The sequence below is a fragment of the Azovibrio sp. genome, assembly GCF_049658005.1.
In the GTDB taxonomy this organism is placed as follows: Bacteria; Pseudomonadota; Gammaproteobacteria; order Burkholderiales; family Rhodocyclaceae; genus Azovibrio.
In genome coordinates this window covers 1-15,876 of the sequence record NZ_JBASOH010000011.1, presented here as the reverse complement: position 1 = coordinate 15,876, position 15,876 = coordinate 1, and the positions used below count along the sequence as shown (strand labels likewise).

Genomic DNA, 15,876 nt, shown 5'->3' with positions numbered 1-15,876 from the left:
AGCGCCAGCAGTTCCGGCTGGGGCGCGACATCGAATTTGAGATTGCCGCAGACGTGGATATGGCGGGCGCCCAGGCCTGCCAGCCGGCTGGCATCCGCCCCGGTCTGCGCCGCCACGGCGGCCAGGGTCTGCAGCGCCGGGCGGACCAGGGCCGCAATACGGCAGTAGCCCCGGGCGGAACGATGCGACAGGCGGGCATTGACGAGCAGCACCGGAATCTGGCGCCGGGCCGCCGCGGCCAGCAGGTTCGGCCAGATCTCGGTTTCCATCAGCACCCCCAGGCGGGGCGAAAAATGGCGCAAGAAGCGCTCCACCGCACCCGGATAGTCATAGGGCAGATAAGCCAGCCGCACCCGCGCCACGGCGCCAAACAATTGCAGCGCCGCAGCCCGGCCGGTGGGGGTCATGCCGGTCAGCAGCAGCTGATGATCGGGGTAGGCGGCCAGCAGGCCCTCCACCAGCGGCTGGGCGGCCCGGGTCTCCCCCACCGAAACCGCGTGCACCCAGATCAGGGGCGCGGCGGGGGCCGGCTGCGGATAACGGCCCCAGCGCTCGGCCAGATGTTCCCGGTATCCGGGTTGGCGGCGGCTGCGCCAGAACAGGCGCAGCCACACTAGCGGGCTGGCCAGATACAGCAGCAGGCAGTAGACCAGGCGGGCCATCTCAGGCGGAGGCGGAGCGGGGCAGGAAGTGGGCGATCTGGTTCAGGACTTCCTGCACCGTCGGAACTTGACCCTTGCCCCCCAGATTGCGGACCCAGCCCTGGCCCAGCACCCCGGTCAAGCCCGGGTCGGTGGCAGTATGAAGCGCCACGATCGGGGTATCGACGGCGGCAGCCAGGTGCGAAAGGCCCGTATCCACCCCCACCGCCAGGCGGGCGTGAGCCAGCAACCGGGCCAGATCCGCAAGGCACATCGGAGGAATGGCCTGGGCCCCGGGAATCTGGCTGGCCAGGCGCAGCGCCCGCTGCCGCTCCAGCGGATTGCCGCCGGGCAGCAGCGGCGTCAGGCCGCGGCGGGCCAGGGCCCGGCCCAGGCTGACCCAATGCGCCTCCGGCCACAGCTTGTCGGCGCGGCTCGTGGCCGTCAGCAGCACCACGGTAAGGCTGTGCTGATTCTCCGCCTGCCGGGGCAGGCCGTAATCCAGTTCCGGGCCGGGCGAATATCCCAGGGCGGCGGCCGCCAGGCGCCGGTTGCGCTCCACCGCATGCAAGGTCCTGGGAACGAACAAGCCCGCATCATAAAAGCGCGCGGCCAGGGGCTCCCGGGCCGAGTCGGCATGGTGGCCCAGGCGCGGCCCCCGGGCCAGGCGGGCAAGCCAGGCACTTTTCAGAAGGCCCTGGGTATCGATGATCGCGTCATACTCCCTTGCCCCGATCTGATGCCGGGCGGCGCCGATCTCGGCCCAGGTCGCGGGAGACCAGAGGCGTTTTCTCCAGCGCCGCAAGGCGACGGGAATGATGTCCCGGACCCCCGGATGCAGCCGGGGAATATCGGCAAAGCTTTCCTCCACCACCCAGTCGATCCCGACACCGGCAAAATGGGCGCGCAAGTCGCTGACCACCGGCAGATTGTGGATCACATCCCCCAGCGAGGAGGTCTTGACCAGCAGGATGTTTTTCGGGAGGGAGCCAGAACCAGGCATGGAGGTAGAATGAACGGCTTCAAAGACCCGCATTATAGCGACCAGGAACCGTGACCGAACCGAGCCCAGCCCCCGATCAGGAAGCCCCGCCAGAAACACCCGCCGGGCAGGTGAGCCACCCCCCCCTGTCCCTCGTCATCATCACCCGGAATGCCGCCACCCAGCTGGCGGCCTGCATCGCCAGCGTGCCGTTTGCCGCCGAGGTGCTGGTGGTCGATTCGGGCAGCCGTGACGACACCGTGGCCCTGGCTCAGCGCCTGGGGGCCCGGGTGATTGTTCAAGAATGGCTCGGTTATGGCCGGCAGAAGCAATACGCCGTGGAGCAGGCCCGCCACGACTGGGTGCTCTGCCTCGATGCCGACGAACGACTGAGTCCGGCGCTGGCAGCGGCCATCCCGCAATGCCTGCAGCAGCCGGCCTGCGCGGCCTATCGTTTTCGCCGCAGCAACCGCTTCATGGGCCGCTACCTGCGCCACGGCGAAGGCTATCCCGACTGGAGCCTGCGCCTCTTCGACCGGCGTCAGGCGCGCTGGTCCTTCGATCCCGTGCATGAAAAAGTCGAACTGCGGCAAGGCGCCACCTGCGGCAAGCTGGCCGGCGACCTGCTGCATGACTCCGCCGAAACCCTGGAAGCCTACCTCGCCAAGCAAAATCGCTACACCACCCTGGCCGCCGAGCGCGCCCATGCCCTGGACAAAAGCGCCAGCGTGCTGCATCTGCTCTGCAGCCCGCTATTCCGTTTCGGCCGTTTCTACCTGCTGCGCCAGGGCTTTCGCGACGGCCTGCCGGGCCTCGTGCACATCGCCATCGGCTGTTTCAACAGCTTTTGCAAATACGCCAAGCTGCGGGAACTGCGCGCCGCGGCTAGATCGCGCCAGTCGTCGTCGCCGCGCGGCTGACCGAAAAAACATCGATCACCCGATCCGTGCCGCGCAGCCGGATCGTACCCACCGCCTGCGTCGCATGCGTTTGCAACCTGGCGTTGGCCGAAGGGCCGATCACCAGCGACGTCGGCAAATCCCGGGCGGCGCCTTCCAGCCGCGACGCAAAATTGATGCAATCCCCCACCGCGGTATAGGTACTGCGAAAAGGGGTGCCCAGGTCGCCCACCAGGGCCTGCCCATGCTCGATCCCCATCCGGACCCGCACCGCCGCCTGCCCCCGGGCCACCCGGGCAGCATTGAAGCGGCTCACCGCATCCAGAATCTCCAGGGCCGCACTCACCGCCTGATCCGCCTGATCCGGGCAATCCAGCGGCGCCCCCCAGAAGGCCACCAGACCGTCGCCGGTGTAACGATCCAGCGTCCCGCCATGCTCCAGCACGGGCCGGGTCAGGCAATCCAGGAAACCCTTGGTGAGTTCCGCCGCCGCCTCCAGGGACAAGGACGAAGTCGTGCGGGTATAGCTTTCCATATCCGCAATCAGCACCGTCACCTCCTTCAAGCGGGGCTCCAGGCTGTAGGTGATGCCCTGGCGCAGCAACTCATCGAGCACAGGCCGCGCCACATAATGGGACAAGGTCTCGGTAATGCGCTGAATCTGGCGCTGGGACTGGCGCCACTCATGGGGAATGGCCGCCATGAGCAGGAACAGATAACCCCACAGCGGCGCCATCACCGAGCCCTCGAACTGCTGCCACACCCCCCACAGCGCCAGGGCGACCCAGGCCCCCGCCAGGACCAGCAGCAAGGTCACGCTGCGCCAGGCCGGCCAGCGGGCAATCCAGAACATGGCAAAGACAAGGCTGGACACACTCCAGGCCAGCAGCCAGGGGCGCCCGTCCCGGACCGGCGGCAACTTGCCCTCGGCCATGTCGAGCAAGGCGGAAACACTCTGGGCATGCACCATGACGCCGGACGCCAGGGGCGCCAGGGGAATGCTGATGCGGTCGCCCAGGCTCAGGGAAGAAGAGCCCACCAGCACATAGCGCCCCTCAATCCATTCCTTGTCCACCTGGCCCGCCAGCAAGGTAGCCGCGGGGATCACGGTATAAGCCTCCAGGCGGTGCCGGAACGGAACGCGCCACCAGCCCAGGGGAATTTCCGGCAGATACCGCTCTGGCGCCTCGCGGGAGGCGGCGCAGTAGAGCAGGCTCGGCGCCAGATGCAGATACCAGCCGTGCTGAAACCCGGAGACCAGGGGAACATGGCGCAGCACGCCATCCGCATCCGGCCGGTAGCCGATATTGCCCACACAGCGCGCAGCGCTCAGCCCGGCATGATTGCCGATGAACCCATGGGCCTCAGGCGGGTGCCGGTCTGGCAAAGGCGCCAGGGCGGCCGCGGGGACGCCCTGCAGCAAGAGGACCGGCCGGGGGGTGTAATCGAGGATCTGCGCCAGAGCCAGAGGCGCGTACCGGGCCAGATTGGCCAGGCGCAGATCCCCCGCCACATCGTCCCGCCGGGCCTCGGGAAGAACGATATCGAGCCCCACCGCCCGGGCGCCGTAGTCCATCAACAGCATCTCCACCAGATCGGCAAGACGGCTGCGCGGCCAGGGCCAGGGCCCCAGTTCGCGCAGCGCAGCGTCGTTGATGTCGATCACCGCCACGCGGGTTTCAGGCTCGCCCCGGGCAAATGCCTGCAGCGCCAGATCCCGCATGCTCTCATCGACCCGGTTGAGCGGTTCCGGGCGCAAAATCTCCACGCCAACAACCAGGCAGCAGGCCAGCAGCCCCACCAGCATCCTGATGCCCATCGCACTACTCAGACGCGGCCCCGCAGAATCCATCAAGATGAACCCAGCCCCCGTTGCTGCAACACCTTGGCATACACTGCCTGCGTTTCACGGGCGCACCGCTCCCAACTGAAGGAACGGGAACGCAGCCGGCCCGCCTCCCCCAGCGTCGCGGCAAACACCCGGTCTTCCAGGAGGCGCCGCAAACCTTCGCGCAAGCCATCCACATCATCCGGATCGACCATCAAGCCCGCGCTCCCCACCACCTCCGGCAGGGAAGTGCGATTCGAAGTGATGACCGGAACCCCCGATGCCATGGCCTCCAGCGGGGGCAGACCAAAGCCTTCATAGCGGGAAGGATAAGCAAATGCCGCGGCGCCGGCGTAAAGATCAGGCACCGCGGCATCCGGCACATAGCCCAGCAAACGCAACTCCCCGCGCGCCATCGCCGCCGAGGAAGCGTTCAGGGCCTCCGCCTGATGCCAGCCCCGCATCCCTGCCACCACCAGGGGAAACCGCTGGCGCAAAGCCTCCGGCAAGCCGGCATGAGCGGCAAAGAGGGCAGGGAGATTCTTGCGCGGCTCCAGGGTTCCCACGCTCAGCACATATTCCCCGGGCACCAAGCCGAACCGCGCCAGCGTGGCTTGCAACAAAACCCCGGCGCGGGGGTGATAACGCGCATCGGCAGCCAGATACGTCAGGTTGATACGCGCTGGCGCCACGCCAAACCAGCGCTGCAAGGCCAGCCCCGTCGCCTGGGAAATCACGATGATCTGATCGGCCCGCTCGATCGAGCCCGGCAGATCCCGCTGCATCAGGCGCACCCGTTCCTCCGGATGCATTTCGGGATGATCGAAGCAAGAAAGATCATGGATCGACAGCACCAGCGGGCCGTCATAAGGCAGGGCAATGAAATTCGGCTCGTGATAAATGCAATCCTTGCCGAATTTACGGGCCTGCCAGGCAAAGCACTGACGCTCCAGCGCTTTGCGCAAAGCGCGGGGGTTGGGCAGGAAGCGCTGCAGCAGTTCATGTCCTTGGCGCAACAATTGCGCTTTCCGGGCAGAAGGGAGGCTGACACCCGGTCTGAAGTTTCGCCCATAAAAAACATGCACATCCGTTGCCGCCATGTTCTCCATGGCCGTGAACAAATACCGGACATACTGGCCGATGCCAGTAAGTGGCGCAAGAAGCTGGACGCCATTGACAAGGATCTTCATGGGTCGATGAGGCTCAGGAGGGCGCCCAATGCCAAGGCGGCCATCGCCCCTCCCTGCTGTGCGGATGCTGCATTCACCGGATGAGGGATCCCGCGCTGAAGGGTTGTTCGGCCGAAGCCGCCGCCAGCAACTCGGCCGGCTTGCGCACGATGAGGCGGCGCAGGTCTTTTTCCACGATGCCGCGCTGGATCAAGCCCTGGACCGCGCGGGACACGGTTTCCCGGCTGGTATTCACCATGATCGCCATTTCCTGCTGGGTCGGCAATTTCTCGATCACCACCAGGCCGCCGGGGGCAGTGATGGTGAACTGCTGCAGCAGGGCATACACGCGCTGAAAGGCATTGGGCAAGCCGAGGATGGCGCGATAGTTGGAAGAAGCGCGCAGGGAAGCCGTCATCCGCTTCAGGACCCGTTCGGCCACCAGGGGATTCTTGTAGATCAGCGCCTGGGCCTGGGGCCGCGGCAAAAGCGCGATCAGCGAGACCTCGCAGGCCACGATCGAAGCCGAGCGGGGCAGGTCGTCGATGATCGAAAGCTCGCCGAAATAATCCCCCGGTTCGATGAAGGAAAGCCCGATCTCCTTCCCCTCCATCGTGATATCCACCACCTGCAGGCGGCCTGCCAGCAAGAACAGCAGATGATCCCCCGGCCCGCCCTTGTGCAGCACATGGACCCCTTTGCCCACCCGCTTCACGGTCAGGGAGCGGGCAACGAAACTCATCGTTTCCGGGTCCAGCCCCCGCAGCATGGGGATATTGTGCAGATTGACCGTGATCGCATCCGGCTTGGGGCCTGCCGGCGCAGAAGAGGAATCCGGGGCAGGAGTGGAATCAGGAGGAAGCGTGGTTGTCATGGCAAGGAATGGGTACGAAGTCGCACACCGCACAAAAATGAAGCCCTGCAACACCAGGCCGGGCGAGCCTGTGTTGGTAGGGAATACCCTATGAATGTACTACAATATCACGCTTCCCGGGTCAGGCCAGGGTAGCCATATCTGAGCCAGGGACGCAACGACCCTCCGACCCCATGCCATTTCGCACAACTCATCCGGCATGGCGACTCGATGCCAACGGACTTGTCAAGTAATTGATTCATATGGAATCTTTGCAAAAAGGCAGCGTAATTGCAAGAATCGACCAACTGCATGATTTTAAATAAAAACCGCAATGCTGCTTAAGTTGTGTGGAACGACACGATCCCTTCCCGAATCAGGATGTTTTCCATGCTGACATTTCTACGACCCGTCTGGTTGTATCGAGGCTTCATTCTGGGCAATATCAGGCGGGATTTTCAGTCCCGATACAGGAATTCCCTGTTGGGGGCTTTCTGGGTCATTCTCAATCCGCTGGCCCAGATCACGGTCTATACGGTGATTTTTTCGAAAATCATGCACACCAAACTCCCCGGCGTCGAAAGCACCTACGGCTACGGCATGTTTCTTTGCGCCGGCATCCTCGGCTGGGGCTTGTTTTCGGAGATTGCAACCCGGTCACAGAGCATGTTCCTGGAAAATGCCAACATGCTCAAGAAGATCTGTTTTCCCCGTTTGTGCCTGCCCGTCATCGTGATTGCCAATGGGGTGCTGAATTTTTGCATCGTATTTGGTCTATTCACGGGTTTCATGATTTTTTCCGGTCTGTTTCCCGGCTTGCCATATCTGGCACTGCTGCCGGTCGTACTGCTTCTGGTGCTGTTTTCGGCAGGACTCGGGCTGGTGCTCGGGGTCCTCAATGTTTTTTTTCGTGACGTCGGGCAACTCTTCGGCATCCTGATCACCTTCTGGTTTTGGCTCACCCCGATCGTCTATCCCAGGAATATCCTGCCCGCCTACGCCGAGCCGATCGTCGCCATGAACCCGATGACCGGCCTCATCACTGCCATCCAAGGCGTGGTGCTGCAAGGCGCATGGCCGGACTGGAAAACCCTCCTCTATCCTGCCCTGGCCGGCATCCTGCTCTGCCTCCTGGGCGGGCATCTTTTTCGGCGGCACGCGGGCGACATGGTGGATGAACTCTGATGGGCTCGATCAATGTCATCGGGCTGGGAAAAGCCTACAAGTACTATCCGGACCGCTGGTCACGCCTGCTGGAATGGCTAGGACCCTTGAAGGCCGTCCGGCACCAGTTGCATTGGGTCTTGCAAAACATCTCGTTCAAGGTGGAGCCGGGTCAGGCGGTCGGCATCATTGGCATCAATGGCTCGGGCAAGAGCACGCTCCTCAAGATGATTGCCGGGACGACCCAACCCACCACGGGAAGCGTGCAAATCACGGGACATGTGGCGGCCCTCCTGGAACTGGGCATGGGATTCCACCCTGAATTCACTGGCCGGGAAAACGCCCATATGGCCGGCCAGCTACTCGGCTACAGTGGTGCGGAAATGACTCGCCTCATGCCGGAAATCGAAGCCTTCGCCGAAATCGGCGACTACATCGACCAGCCCGTCCGGGTTTATTCGAGCGGCATGCAAGTGCGCCTCGCCTTTGCCGTGGCCACCGCCACCCGGCCGGATGTGCTCATCGTCGATGAAGCCCTTTCGGTCGGGGATGCCTATTTCCAGCACAAGAGTTTCGAGCGCATCCGGGATTTTCGCAGGAAGGGGACCACCCTCCTGCTCGTCAGCCACGACAAACTGACCATCCAGAGCATCTGTGACCGGGCCATACTGCTCGATGCCGGCGTACTCGCCATGGAAGGCGAGCCGGATGCGGTGATGGATTACTACAATGCCCTCCTCGCCGGCCACCAGGATCAGAAGATCCATCAGATCAGCACCCCGGAAGGGCGGCTGCAGACCCTATCGGGCACCGGCGAAGCGGTCATCGAAGCGGTCGTGCTGCAAGATAGCCATGGGCAGGCCGTCGAAGTCGTCGCTGTCGAGCAGCCTGTCCGCCTCGTGGTGAAAATCAGGTCGAAGGCGGTGCTGCCCGAACTCGTGATCGGCTACATGATCAAGGATCGGTCCGGGCAGGCGATCTTTGGAACCAACACCTTCAACCTGGGTTGCCCGATCACGAATCTGGTGGAAGATCAGGCGCTCTTGTGCAGGTTTGAATTTCAAGCCAACCTTGGGGCGGGGAGTTATTCGGTATCCGTCGCGCTCCATACGCGGGACAACCATATCGAGAAAAACTACCAGTGGCTCGACCTCGCCTGTCTTTTTTCGGTAGTGAATCTCGACAAACCGCCATTCGTGGGTTCTGCCTGGCTCCCCCCCAAAGTGGAGATGCTCGATGCGTGACGATTTCTATAGACACTTCGAGGATAGGTTTCGGGGTTCTCGTGAAACCATAAAATCGAGACTGCAGATTTATTTGCCCTTCCTCTTGCAATTGCAGCAGCAGGAAGCCTGTTATCCGGTACTCGACCTCGGTTGCGGGCGGGGCGAGTGGCTGGAATTGCTCCAGGAACATGGCTTTTCCCCGCTCGGGGTGGACATGGATGAAGGCATGCTGTCTGCCTGCCGCGAGCGCAACCTGCAAGTCCATGCCGGCGATGCCATCGAATTCATCAGGAATCTTCCCGATCGAAGCCAGGGCGTCGTTTCGGGTTTTCACATTGCAGAACACCTGCCCTTTGCCGCATTGCAGGAACTCGTGCGCGAGGCCTTGCGGGTGCTGCAACCGGGCGGGCTCTTGATTCTCGAGACCCCGAATCCGGAGAATCTCGTCGTCGGAACTTCGAGTTTTTATCTCGACCCGACCCATGTTCGCCCCCTTCCCACCCAGCTACTCGCCTTTCTACCCGAGCAAACGGGGTTCGCCCGGGTCAAGATCCTCCGCCAGCAGGAAGCGGAAGGATTGCGGGCAAGCGATGCGCCCAGCCTGTATGACGTCCTCACCGGCGTGAGTCCCGACTATGCCGTCATTGCGCAAAAAGAAGGCGATGCCGGCCTGATGGTGGCGCTCGATCCGCTCTTCGAGCAGCATCATGGCCTCAGTCTGGAAGACCTGGCGGGACGGTTTCAAGGAAGTCTCGAGACCCGCTTCGAGGCGTTGCACGCCCATGCCACTCAAGCGGAGGCAATCGCCACACAGGCCAGCGCCCATGCCACTCAAGCGGAGGCAATCGCCACACAGGCCAGCGCCCGTGCCGGCGAAGCAGAGCGGCGTGCCACAGAGGCCGAAGCGTGCGCCACCCGGGTAGAAGCCATCGCGCGTCAACAAGCCGCGCAACTAGAGGCCGTCTACGGCAGTACCTCCTGGCGGATCACCCGGCCGCTCAGGTTCATGGGCAGATGCTGGACCCGCTTACGCCAGCGCGGGATGAAATTGCGTATCACCCCCCGGCCGATGCAGAAGATGAAGAAAACAGCGAGAAAGACATTGGCATCTGCAGTGCACGCCGGAGGGGGCTTTCTCCAGAGCAGGCCGCGTCTCAAGCGGGCCGTCTCGAGACTACTCAATCGCATGCCAGGCCTGGCCATCGAGGTGCGCCAGATTTATACGAACTCATCCGGGGCCGCCCATTGGGTAGATGACCCTCACTCCAGTCAGGCATCCGACAAGCTCGCGCATGGATGCGGCGATTCGAAGCTTCGGCTTGACGGCATGAATGCAAGTCAGCGCACTCCCCTGGAAAAATACTTCCGTGCTTACACCGAGGATTGAATGAAAAGAATTCTGGCCTTTTGTTTCTTCCCGGCCTTCGTTCCTCCGGCCAATGGCGGGCAGCAGCGCCTGTTTCACTTCTATCGAACCTTGAGTCGCTGGCACCACGTCACGCTGTTGACCTCGACCCACCTTGGCGGGAGTCAGGAAGTCATCCAGCATGGACTGGGCTTTGTCGAAAAACGCATTCCCAAAGACGCCCATTTCGCCCGGCAATATGAACACCTGGAAGCGGCTTCGAGCGGCGGCGACCTCTCCGGTCCAGCCCTTGCCGCCTGCGGCCATCTGCCCACGCCACTGCACCAGGCCTACCTCGAAGCCTACGAAGGCGCGGACCTCATCATTCACGACTCTCCCTTCACGGTGGATTACGACGTGTTCGCGGGCCTCGATGGCAAGATCCGGGTTTACAACGCCTACAACTGTGAAACCGACCTCTATCGACAACTTCACCCGGGGCAGAACTCGGCGCCCCTCCATGAACTCGTGCGTGACGTCGAACGACGCCTGCTCGACCACGCCGATCTGGTCCTCTACTGCAACCCAGACGACCTCAGCCGCTTTCAAGCCCTGGCCCCTGGCGCTGACTTCACGGGCCTTTACACCCCGCACGGCATGACGCCCTGCCGCTTCGCAGCCGAAGTCGCCGCCCCTGGGCCGGAGGGCTTGCGAGCCGTTTTCATGGGCAGCGCCCATCCCCCCAATGTCGAGGCGGCCCGCTTCATCGTGCACACCCTCGCCCCGGCTCTACCCGGCATCCGCTTCGAAATCATCGGCAGTTGCCTAAAAGAAGGAAACTACCCTCCCAACGTGCGCCGCCACGGCCTCGTCGAGGATGAAAGAAAGCAGCAGATTCTGCGGCAAAGCCACCTTGCCTTGAATCCCATGACCTCCGGCAGCGGCGCCAACGTCAAGGTGCTCGAATACTTCGCGCATGCCCTGCCCGTGCTCTCCACGCCTTTTGGCATGCGCGGCATCGAAGCGGAGCCGGGGCGGGACTATCTCGCCGCCTCGCCGGAAGCCTTCGTCGATGTCCTACGGGAGATTGCCGCCCATCCCGAGTCGATCCAACCCATTGGCAAAAGGGGCCAGAAGCTCGCCCAGGAACGCTACACCTGGGAAGCCATCGTGCGTCCAGTCGCAGAACGCCTGGAAAGCCTTTGCCGCCAGAGCCCCGCACAACCTGCCACCCCCTACGTTCTGGCGCTCAACGACTATGACTCGTTTGCCACCGTCGGTGGCGGCGGAACCCGCACCCGCGGCCTTTATGAGGCCGTGCGCGACTGGGCCCCGGTCGTCTTCCTCTGCTTTTCAAGCGACGGCACCCTGGCGGCAAGGCGCGAGGCCGGCATCACGATCATCACCCTGCCCAAGACCGAAGCCCACCTCGCCGACGAACTCCTCGTCAACCATCGATATCACGTCTCCGCCAACGATATTCTCGCCAGCCGCCATTGCCTTGCCAATCCATGGCTTTGCCGCGTCTATGACCTTTTGCGCAAAGCCGCCCGCTGTATCGTCGTCGAACACTGTTATCTGGCAGGCTTGCCCCTGTCACGCGGCGATCGCTTCGTCCATTCCTCCCAGAACAACGAAACCCAACTCAAACGCAGACTGCTCGAATCTCACCCCCTCAAGTCGCAACTGCTTGCCGAGGTCGAACGCCTCGAACGCATGGCCATCGAGCAAGCCGGCTTGAACATCGCCGTTTCCGAAGAAGACGCCGCCAGTTTCACCGTGGCTAAGCGCAGTGTCGGGCCCATCCTCGTCGTCAGAAATGGTGCCGCTTCACCCCTCATGGGCGAAGAAGTGCAAGCCGCAAAAAAAGCCCTCTCCGAAAAGATCGGGCAGCCGGCGGTGGTTTTCCTCGGCTCGGCCCACATGCCGAATGTCGAGGCGGCCAAGTACATCACCGAGCGAATCGCCAGCCGCTGTCCGAACGTCCGCTTTCATCTGCTCGGCTCCGTCTGCGCCACCTTGAGCAAGGTCCCGGCCAATGTCACGCTCTGGGGCGTGGTCGACGAGAACACCAAGAGCGCCGTGCTGCAATCCTGCGCGCTGGCGATCAACCCGATGCAGGCGGGGGGCGGCTCGAACGTCAAAGTCGCCGACTACCTCGCCAACGGCCTCTTCGTGATCAGCACGGAATGGGGGCTGCGCGGCTATCCCGAGACAGTTGCCCCCCATGTCGCCGTCTGCCCCCTCGAAGCCTTCCCCGAAGAAATCCAGGCCGTCATCGCCAATCCCAAGCTCCATGACGATCCGGCCAGGGCGAGCCGGCACGCCCTGTTCGAGCAAGAATTCTCCATGCGCGGCCTCGCCCGGCGCTTCGTCGAGGCGCTCCGTGATCTGGAACAGCCCAGGCAGCGGGTCCTCTATGTCGCCTATCGCTATACCGCCCCGCCCCTGGGGGGGGCCGAAGTCAACATCGAAAAATTCATTGCCGCGCTCGCCAGGAGTGGCGACTTTGAAATCGATGTCATCGCCCCCGAAATAAGCGGCATCCATAACCATTACCGCTTTGGCGAGCGCTATGACTTCGATGCCAGCGTCGGGGCCCCGATCGACATGCCACGCGTCAGGTTTGCCCGTTTCCCGGTCGAGCCGCCGAACCCCGACCAGATCTTCGCCCAACTCAGGCAGGCCTGGTCGGTGCAACCCGGCTTCGAGCGGGCCGTGGACGCCGCCTTACGGGCCGACTATCGCGAAACCGGCCTGACCTGGGGCTGGAGCCATCCCGAAGGCGAAGGCGGGGATGCCGCGCGCTGGGCCTTCACCGAATGCGCCCTGTTCTTGCAAGAAGCCGCCCTCGTGCAATTACACGGCTACGCGGAAGCGCCCTGCGTCACCACCGCCTTGGGCGCCAACGAGTTGCTCGGCGGCCCCTGGCCTCTCGAGGGCCGCTTCTCCCTTGGCGTGCCCTGCCCGGCGGGCGAACTGCGCCTTCTCACCTCCGCCCCCTGCTCGCCGACCGATCCTCGCCCCCTCGGCCTTCGCCTCTCCCGCATCGAAATCGCCGGGAAAAAGCTCGACCTCTCCCAGGGCACGCTCATCGAACGATCCCTGCCCACCCTGCCGGCGGAGCGGGTTTTCGACCTCCTCGACCAAGCCGCCCGCCAGAGTCGGGAGCCGGCCGCCGTCCGTCTCACCGATGGCCGGGGCCCCTGGAGTCCCGGCCTCGAACGCTATCTGGCCGAGCAGCTCCGTGCATACGACCTCGTCGTCGCGCACAACAATGTCTTTCGGCCGGCCGTCCTCGCCATGGCCGAAGCCAAAAAACAAGGCGTGCCCGCCATTCTCATCCCGCACGCCCACCTGGACGACGATTTCTATCATTTCCCCGATGGGCTAGAGAGCGTCAGAAACGCCACTCTGGTCCTTGCCGCCCCAAAAGCCGCCTGCACATTCCTCGCAGAAAAAGGCGGCAACGTCCGTTACCTGCCCGCCGGTTACGATGCCGAAGAAAAATTCAGCCCCGCCGACGCCGAGGCTTTTCGCCGCCTGCATCCCTCCGCGCGGCCCTTTCTTCTCGTCCTGGGGCGCAAGGCGCAGGCCAAGGGCTACCCGCACATCATCAAAGCGGTCGAGCAGTTGAACCGCGAGGGCCTCGACCTCGATCTCGTCCTGATCGGGCCGGACGACGATGGCCTCCCCGTGCCCAGCGCCCATGCGGTGTACCTGGGCCGGCAGCCGCGCGCAATCGTCCGGGGCGCGCTGATGTCATGCCTTGCCCTTTGCAACATGAGCAGCAGCGAAAGCTTCGGCATCGTCTTGCTCGAAGCCTGGCGCGCCGGTAAGCCCGTCATCGCCAACAAGCAATGCGCCGCCTTCCACGATCTGGCCCGGCACGATCACGAGGCCCTCCTGGTCGGGCGGGAGGACCTGCCGGCGGCCATCCGCAAGCTATGGGAGCAGCCGCAACTGCGCCAGCGCCTCGCCGAAAACGGCAAGGCGCAACTCGCAAACTTCGCCTGGGAAAAGGTCGCCGCAAACTTCGTCGCCGAGTGCCGGGCGCTCATCCGCCAATCTCATGCCACCCCGTCCTCCTGAGCTGGACCGCTCCTTGGCCCCGCCGCTCATCGAACTCATCGTTCCCGTCTTCAACGAAGGGGCCGTCATCGAAGCGCACCTGCGCGAGATCCTGCACAGGGCGGCGCCGCCGCCCAAGGACGCTGACCCCAAGGACGCTGCCCCCACGGACGCTGCCCCCAACGACGCTGCTCCCAAGGACGCTGCCCCCAAGGACCACGCCCCCTATCAGCTTCGCCTCCTGGTCATCGACGATGGCTCCCAGGACGATACCGCCGCCGCGCTCGAACGCTTTTGCGCCGGCGAGCCGCGCGCCCGCTATCTCAGCTTGACGCGCAATTTCGGCAAGGAAGCGGCCATCTCCGCCGGGCTCGATCAGGCGCGCTCCGATGCCGCGGCCGTCGTCCTCCTCGATAGCGACTTGCAGCACCCGCCCGAAATGATCCCCGCCATGGTCGAATCGTGGCGCGCCGGCTACCGGGTCGTCGAAGCGGTCAAGCATGCGCGCGGCCAGGAAAGCCTTTCGAGCCGCTGCTTTGCCCTTCTCTTTTATCGGCTGTTCCATGCCCTTGCCAATCTCGACCTGCGCGGCCAATCCGATTTCAAGCTGCTCGACAAAATCGTGCTCGAACGATACCGGCAGCTACATGAACGGGAGCGCTTCTTTCGCGGCCTCATCCAGTGGATGGCTTACCCCACGGCGCAACTGACCTTCGAAGTACCGCCGCGGGCCGGCGGCGAGAGCCGCTGGAACCGGCTCAAGCTGCTCCGCTATGCCCTGCGCAACATCACCGCCTTCTCCGCCCTGCCGCTCCAATTCATCTCCGGGTGCGGCCTCGTAAGCCTCTTGGTCGGCCTCGTTTTTGGCGTCATCGCGCTCTACCAGAAAATCCGGGGCGAAGCCCTCGACGGCTTTACCACCGTGATCCTCCTCATGATTTTCTTTAGCGGCACCCTGATGCTGAGCCTCGGCATCATCGGCCATTACCTCGCCCGCATCTACGAAGAAATCAAAGCGCGGCCGCTCTACCTCATCAAGCCCCGGCCCTCCCCCCCCGAGAAAGACCGGAACACATGAGGCCGCCGCCATGAAATCCCTGTTCTGGGTAGGGCTCGCCGTTCTCTGCAATGCCGCGGCCCAGGTCGCCCTGAAACTCGGCGCCACCACCGAGCTGCGCCTCCAGTCCCTGTTCTCCTGGCCCGTGCTCTGCGGCATCGGCCTTTATGGCATCGCCTTTCTCCTCACCCTGCGGATCTATGCCGACTACCCCTTGAGCCTCATCTCCCCCCTGATGGCAGGCGCCATCTTCCTCGTCGTCAATGTCGCCGCCGTCCTGCTGTTCGCCGAATCCTTCACCCTCGACAAACTAGGCGGCATGATCCTGATCGTGCTTGGTATCGCCCTCTTGTCCCGGAGCGCCTGAATGACAACCCTCCCCGCCGCCCCCGCCGCCCCGCTTGCCGAGCCTCGCCTCGCCGAATGGCTCCTCCTCGCCCTCTTTGCCACCCTCCTCTATCTCCATGCCTTCGGTTCGGCGACGCTCGACCCGCGCAACACCGCCTGGCTCCTTTCCGGCGACCCGGCGCAGCACTACCTGGGCTGGTATTTCTTCCGGAATGAAGCCTGGCAATGGCCCTTGGGGCATATCGCCGGCTTTGGCCTGCCCGAGGGCAGTTCCATCGCCCTGACCGACGCCA

The 15,876-nt window shown here is 63.7% G+C and carries 13 protein-coding genes; 8 read left to right on the top strand and 5 right to left on the bottom strand.

The features are described 5' to 3' along the window. Positions 1–662, bottom strand: a 662-nt coding sequence (locus tag WBH99_RS01110) for a glycosyltransferase N-terminal domain-containing protein (RefSeq protein ID WP_424218260.1), incomplete at its 3' end; no start/stop codon positions are given. 1 nt (position 663) lies between these two features. Further along, positions 664–1,644, bottom strand: coding sequence for a lipopolysaccharide heptosyltransferase I (waaC, locus tag WBH99_RS01105; RefSeq protein ID WP_424218259.1), 981 nt, complete (start codon positions 1,642–1,644; stop codon positions 664–666). Positions 1,645–1,694: 50 nt separating this feature from the next. Between waaC and WBH99_RS01100 the strand changes: the two genes are divergently transcribed. Further along, on the top strand, positions 1,695–2,543 hold the full coding sequence (locus tag WBH99_RS01100) for a glycosyltransferase family 2 protein (protein WP_424218258.1): 849 nt from the start codon (positions 1,695–1,697) through the stop codon (positions 2,541–2,543). Here the strand turns inward: WBH99_RS01100 and WBH99_RS01095 are convergent. From WBH99_RS01095 to WBH99_RS01085, 3 genes are all read right to left on the bottom strand, one after another. Next, the gene (locus tag WBH99_RS01095) at positions 2,509–4,341 is read right to left on the bottom strand and encodes a CHASE2 domain-containing protein (RefSeq protein WP_424218257.1); all 1,833 of its coding nucleotides are present in this window, start codon (positions 4,339–4,341) and stop codon (positions 2,509–2,511) included. The two genes, WBH99_RS01100 and WBH99_RS01095, sit on opposite strands and share 35 nt — an antisense overlap. A gap of 32 nt (positions 4,342–4,373) precedes the next feature. After that, a complete protein-coding gene (locus WBH99_RS01090; RefSeq protein WP_424218256.1) occupies positions 4,374–5,540 on the bottom strand; it encodes a glycosyltransferase family 4 protein in 1,167 nt (388 codons plus the stop codon). Positions 5,541–5,613: 73 nt separating this feature from the next. After that, positions 5,614–6,393: a Crp/Fnr family transcriptional regulator gene (locus WBH99_RS01085; protein ID WP_424218255.1), complete on the bottom strand. Its 780-nt coding sequence runs from the start codon at positions 6,391–6,393 to the stop codon at positions 5,614–5,616. 369 nt (positions 6,394–6,762) lie between these two features. Here WBH99_RS01085 and WBH99_RS01080 point away from each other — a divergent pair, with 369 nt between their 5' ends. The 7 genes from WBH99_RS01080 to WBH99_RS01050 all read left to right on the top strand — a co-directional run. Then, positions 6,763–7,557, top strand: a complete 795-nt coding sequence (locus WBH99_RS01080) for an ABC transporter permease (protein WP_424218254.1) — start codon at positions 6,763–6,765, stop codon at positions 7,555–7,557. Beyond that, positions 7,557–8,780, top strand: a complete 1,224-nt coding sequence (locus WBH99_RS01075) for an ABC transporter ATP-binding protein (RefSeq protein ID WP_424218253.1) — start codon at positions 7,557–7,559, stop codon at positions 8,778–8,780. Before WBH99_RS01080 ends, WBH99_RS01075 begins: the two co-directional genes overlap by 1 nt. After that, positions 8,773–10,149, top strand: a complete 1,377-nt coding sequence (locus tag WBH99_RS01070; protein WP_424218252.1) for a methyltransferase domain-containing protein — start codon at positions 8,773–8,775, stop codon at positions 10,147–10,149. The genes WBH99_RS01075 and WBH99_RS01070 overlap by 8 nt, the downstream gene beginning before the upstream one ends. Continuing rightward, positions 10,150–14,199, top strand: coding sequence for a glycosyltransferase (locus WBH99_RS01065; RefSeq protein ID WP_424218251.1), 4,050 nt, complete (start codon positions 10,150–10,152; stop codon positions 14,197–14,199). It begins immediately after the preceding gene. Positions 14,200–14,212: 13 nt separating this feature from the next. Next, positions 14,213–15,256 carry a glycosyltransferase family 2 protein gene (locus tag WBH99_RS01060; RefSeq protein ID WP_424218250.1) on the top strand — a complete coding sequence of 348 codons (1,044 nt, stop codon included), beginning with the start codon at positions 14,213–14,215 and terminating at the stop codon, positions 15,254–15,256. 10 nt (positions 15,257–15,266) lie between these two features. Further along, positions 15,267–15,602, top strand: a complete 336-nt coding sequence (locus WBH99_RS01055) for a hypothetical protein (RefSeq protein ID WP_424218248.1) — start codon at positions 15,267–15,269, stop codon at positions 15,600–15,602. After that, positions 15,603–15,876: DUF6311 domain-containing protein (locus WBH99_RS01050; protein ID WP_424218247.1), on the top strand; the 274-nt coding region annotated here is incomplete at its 3' end. It lies immediately after the preceding gene.

Excerpts from the sequence above, each read along its gene's own strand:
- waaC (WP_424218259.1), bottom strand. The coding sequence starts at position 1,644 with ATGCCTGGTTCTGGCTCCCTCCCGAAAAACATCCTGCTGGTCAAGACC.
- WBH99_RS01095 (WP_424218257.1), bottom strand. The coding sequence starts at position 4,341 with ATGGGCATCAGGATGCTGGTGGGGCTGCTGGCCTGCTGCCTGGTTGTT.
- WBH99_RS01090 (WP_424218256.1), bottom strand. The coding sequence starts at position 5,540 with ATGAAGATCCTTGTCAATGGCGTCCAGCTTCTTGCGCCACTTACTGGC.
- WBH99_RS01085 (WP_424218255.1), bottom strand. The coding sequence starts at position 6,393 with ATGACAACCACGCTTCCTCCTGATTCCACTCCTGCCCCGGATTCCTCT.
- WBH99_RS01080 (WP_424218254.1), top strand. The coding sequence starts at position 6,763 with ATGCTGACATTTCTACGACCCGTCTGGTTGTATCGAGGCTTCATTCTG.
- WBH99_RS01075 (WP_424218253.1), top strand. The coding sequence starts at position 7,557 with ATGGGCTCGATCAATGTCATCGGGCTGGGAAAAGCCTACAAGTACTAT.
- WBH99_RS01070 (WP_424218252.1), top strand. The coding sequence starts at position 8,773 with ATGCGTGACGATTTCTATAGACACTTCGAGGATAGGTTTCGGGGTTCT.
- WBH99_RS01065 (WP_424218251.1), top strand. The coding sequence starts at position 10,150 with ATGAAAAGAATTCTGGCCTTTTGTTTCTTCCCGGCCTTCGTTCCTCCG.
- WBH99_RS01055 (WP_424218248.1), top strand. The coding sequence starts at position 15,267 with ATGAAATCCCTGTTCTGGGTAGGGCTCGCCGTTCTCTGCAATGCCGCG.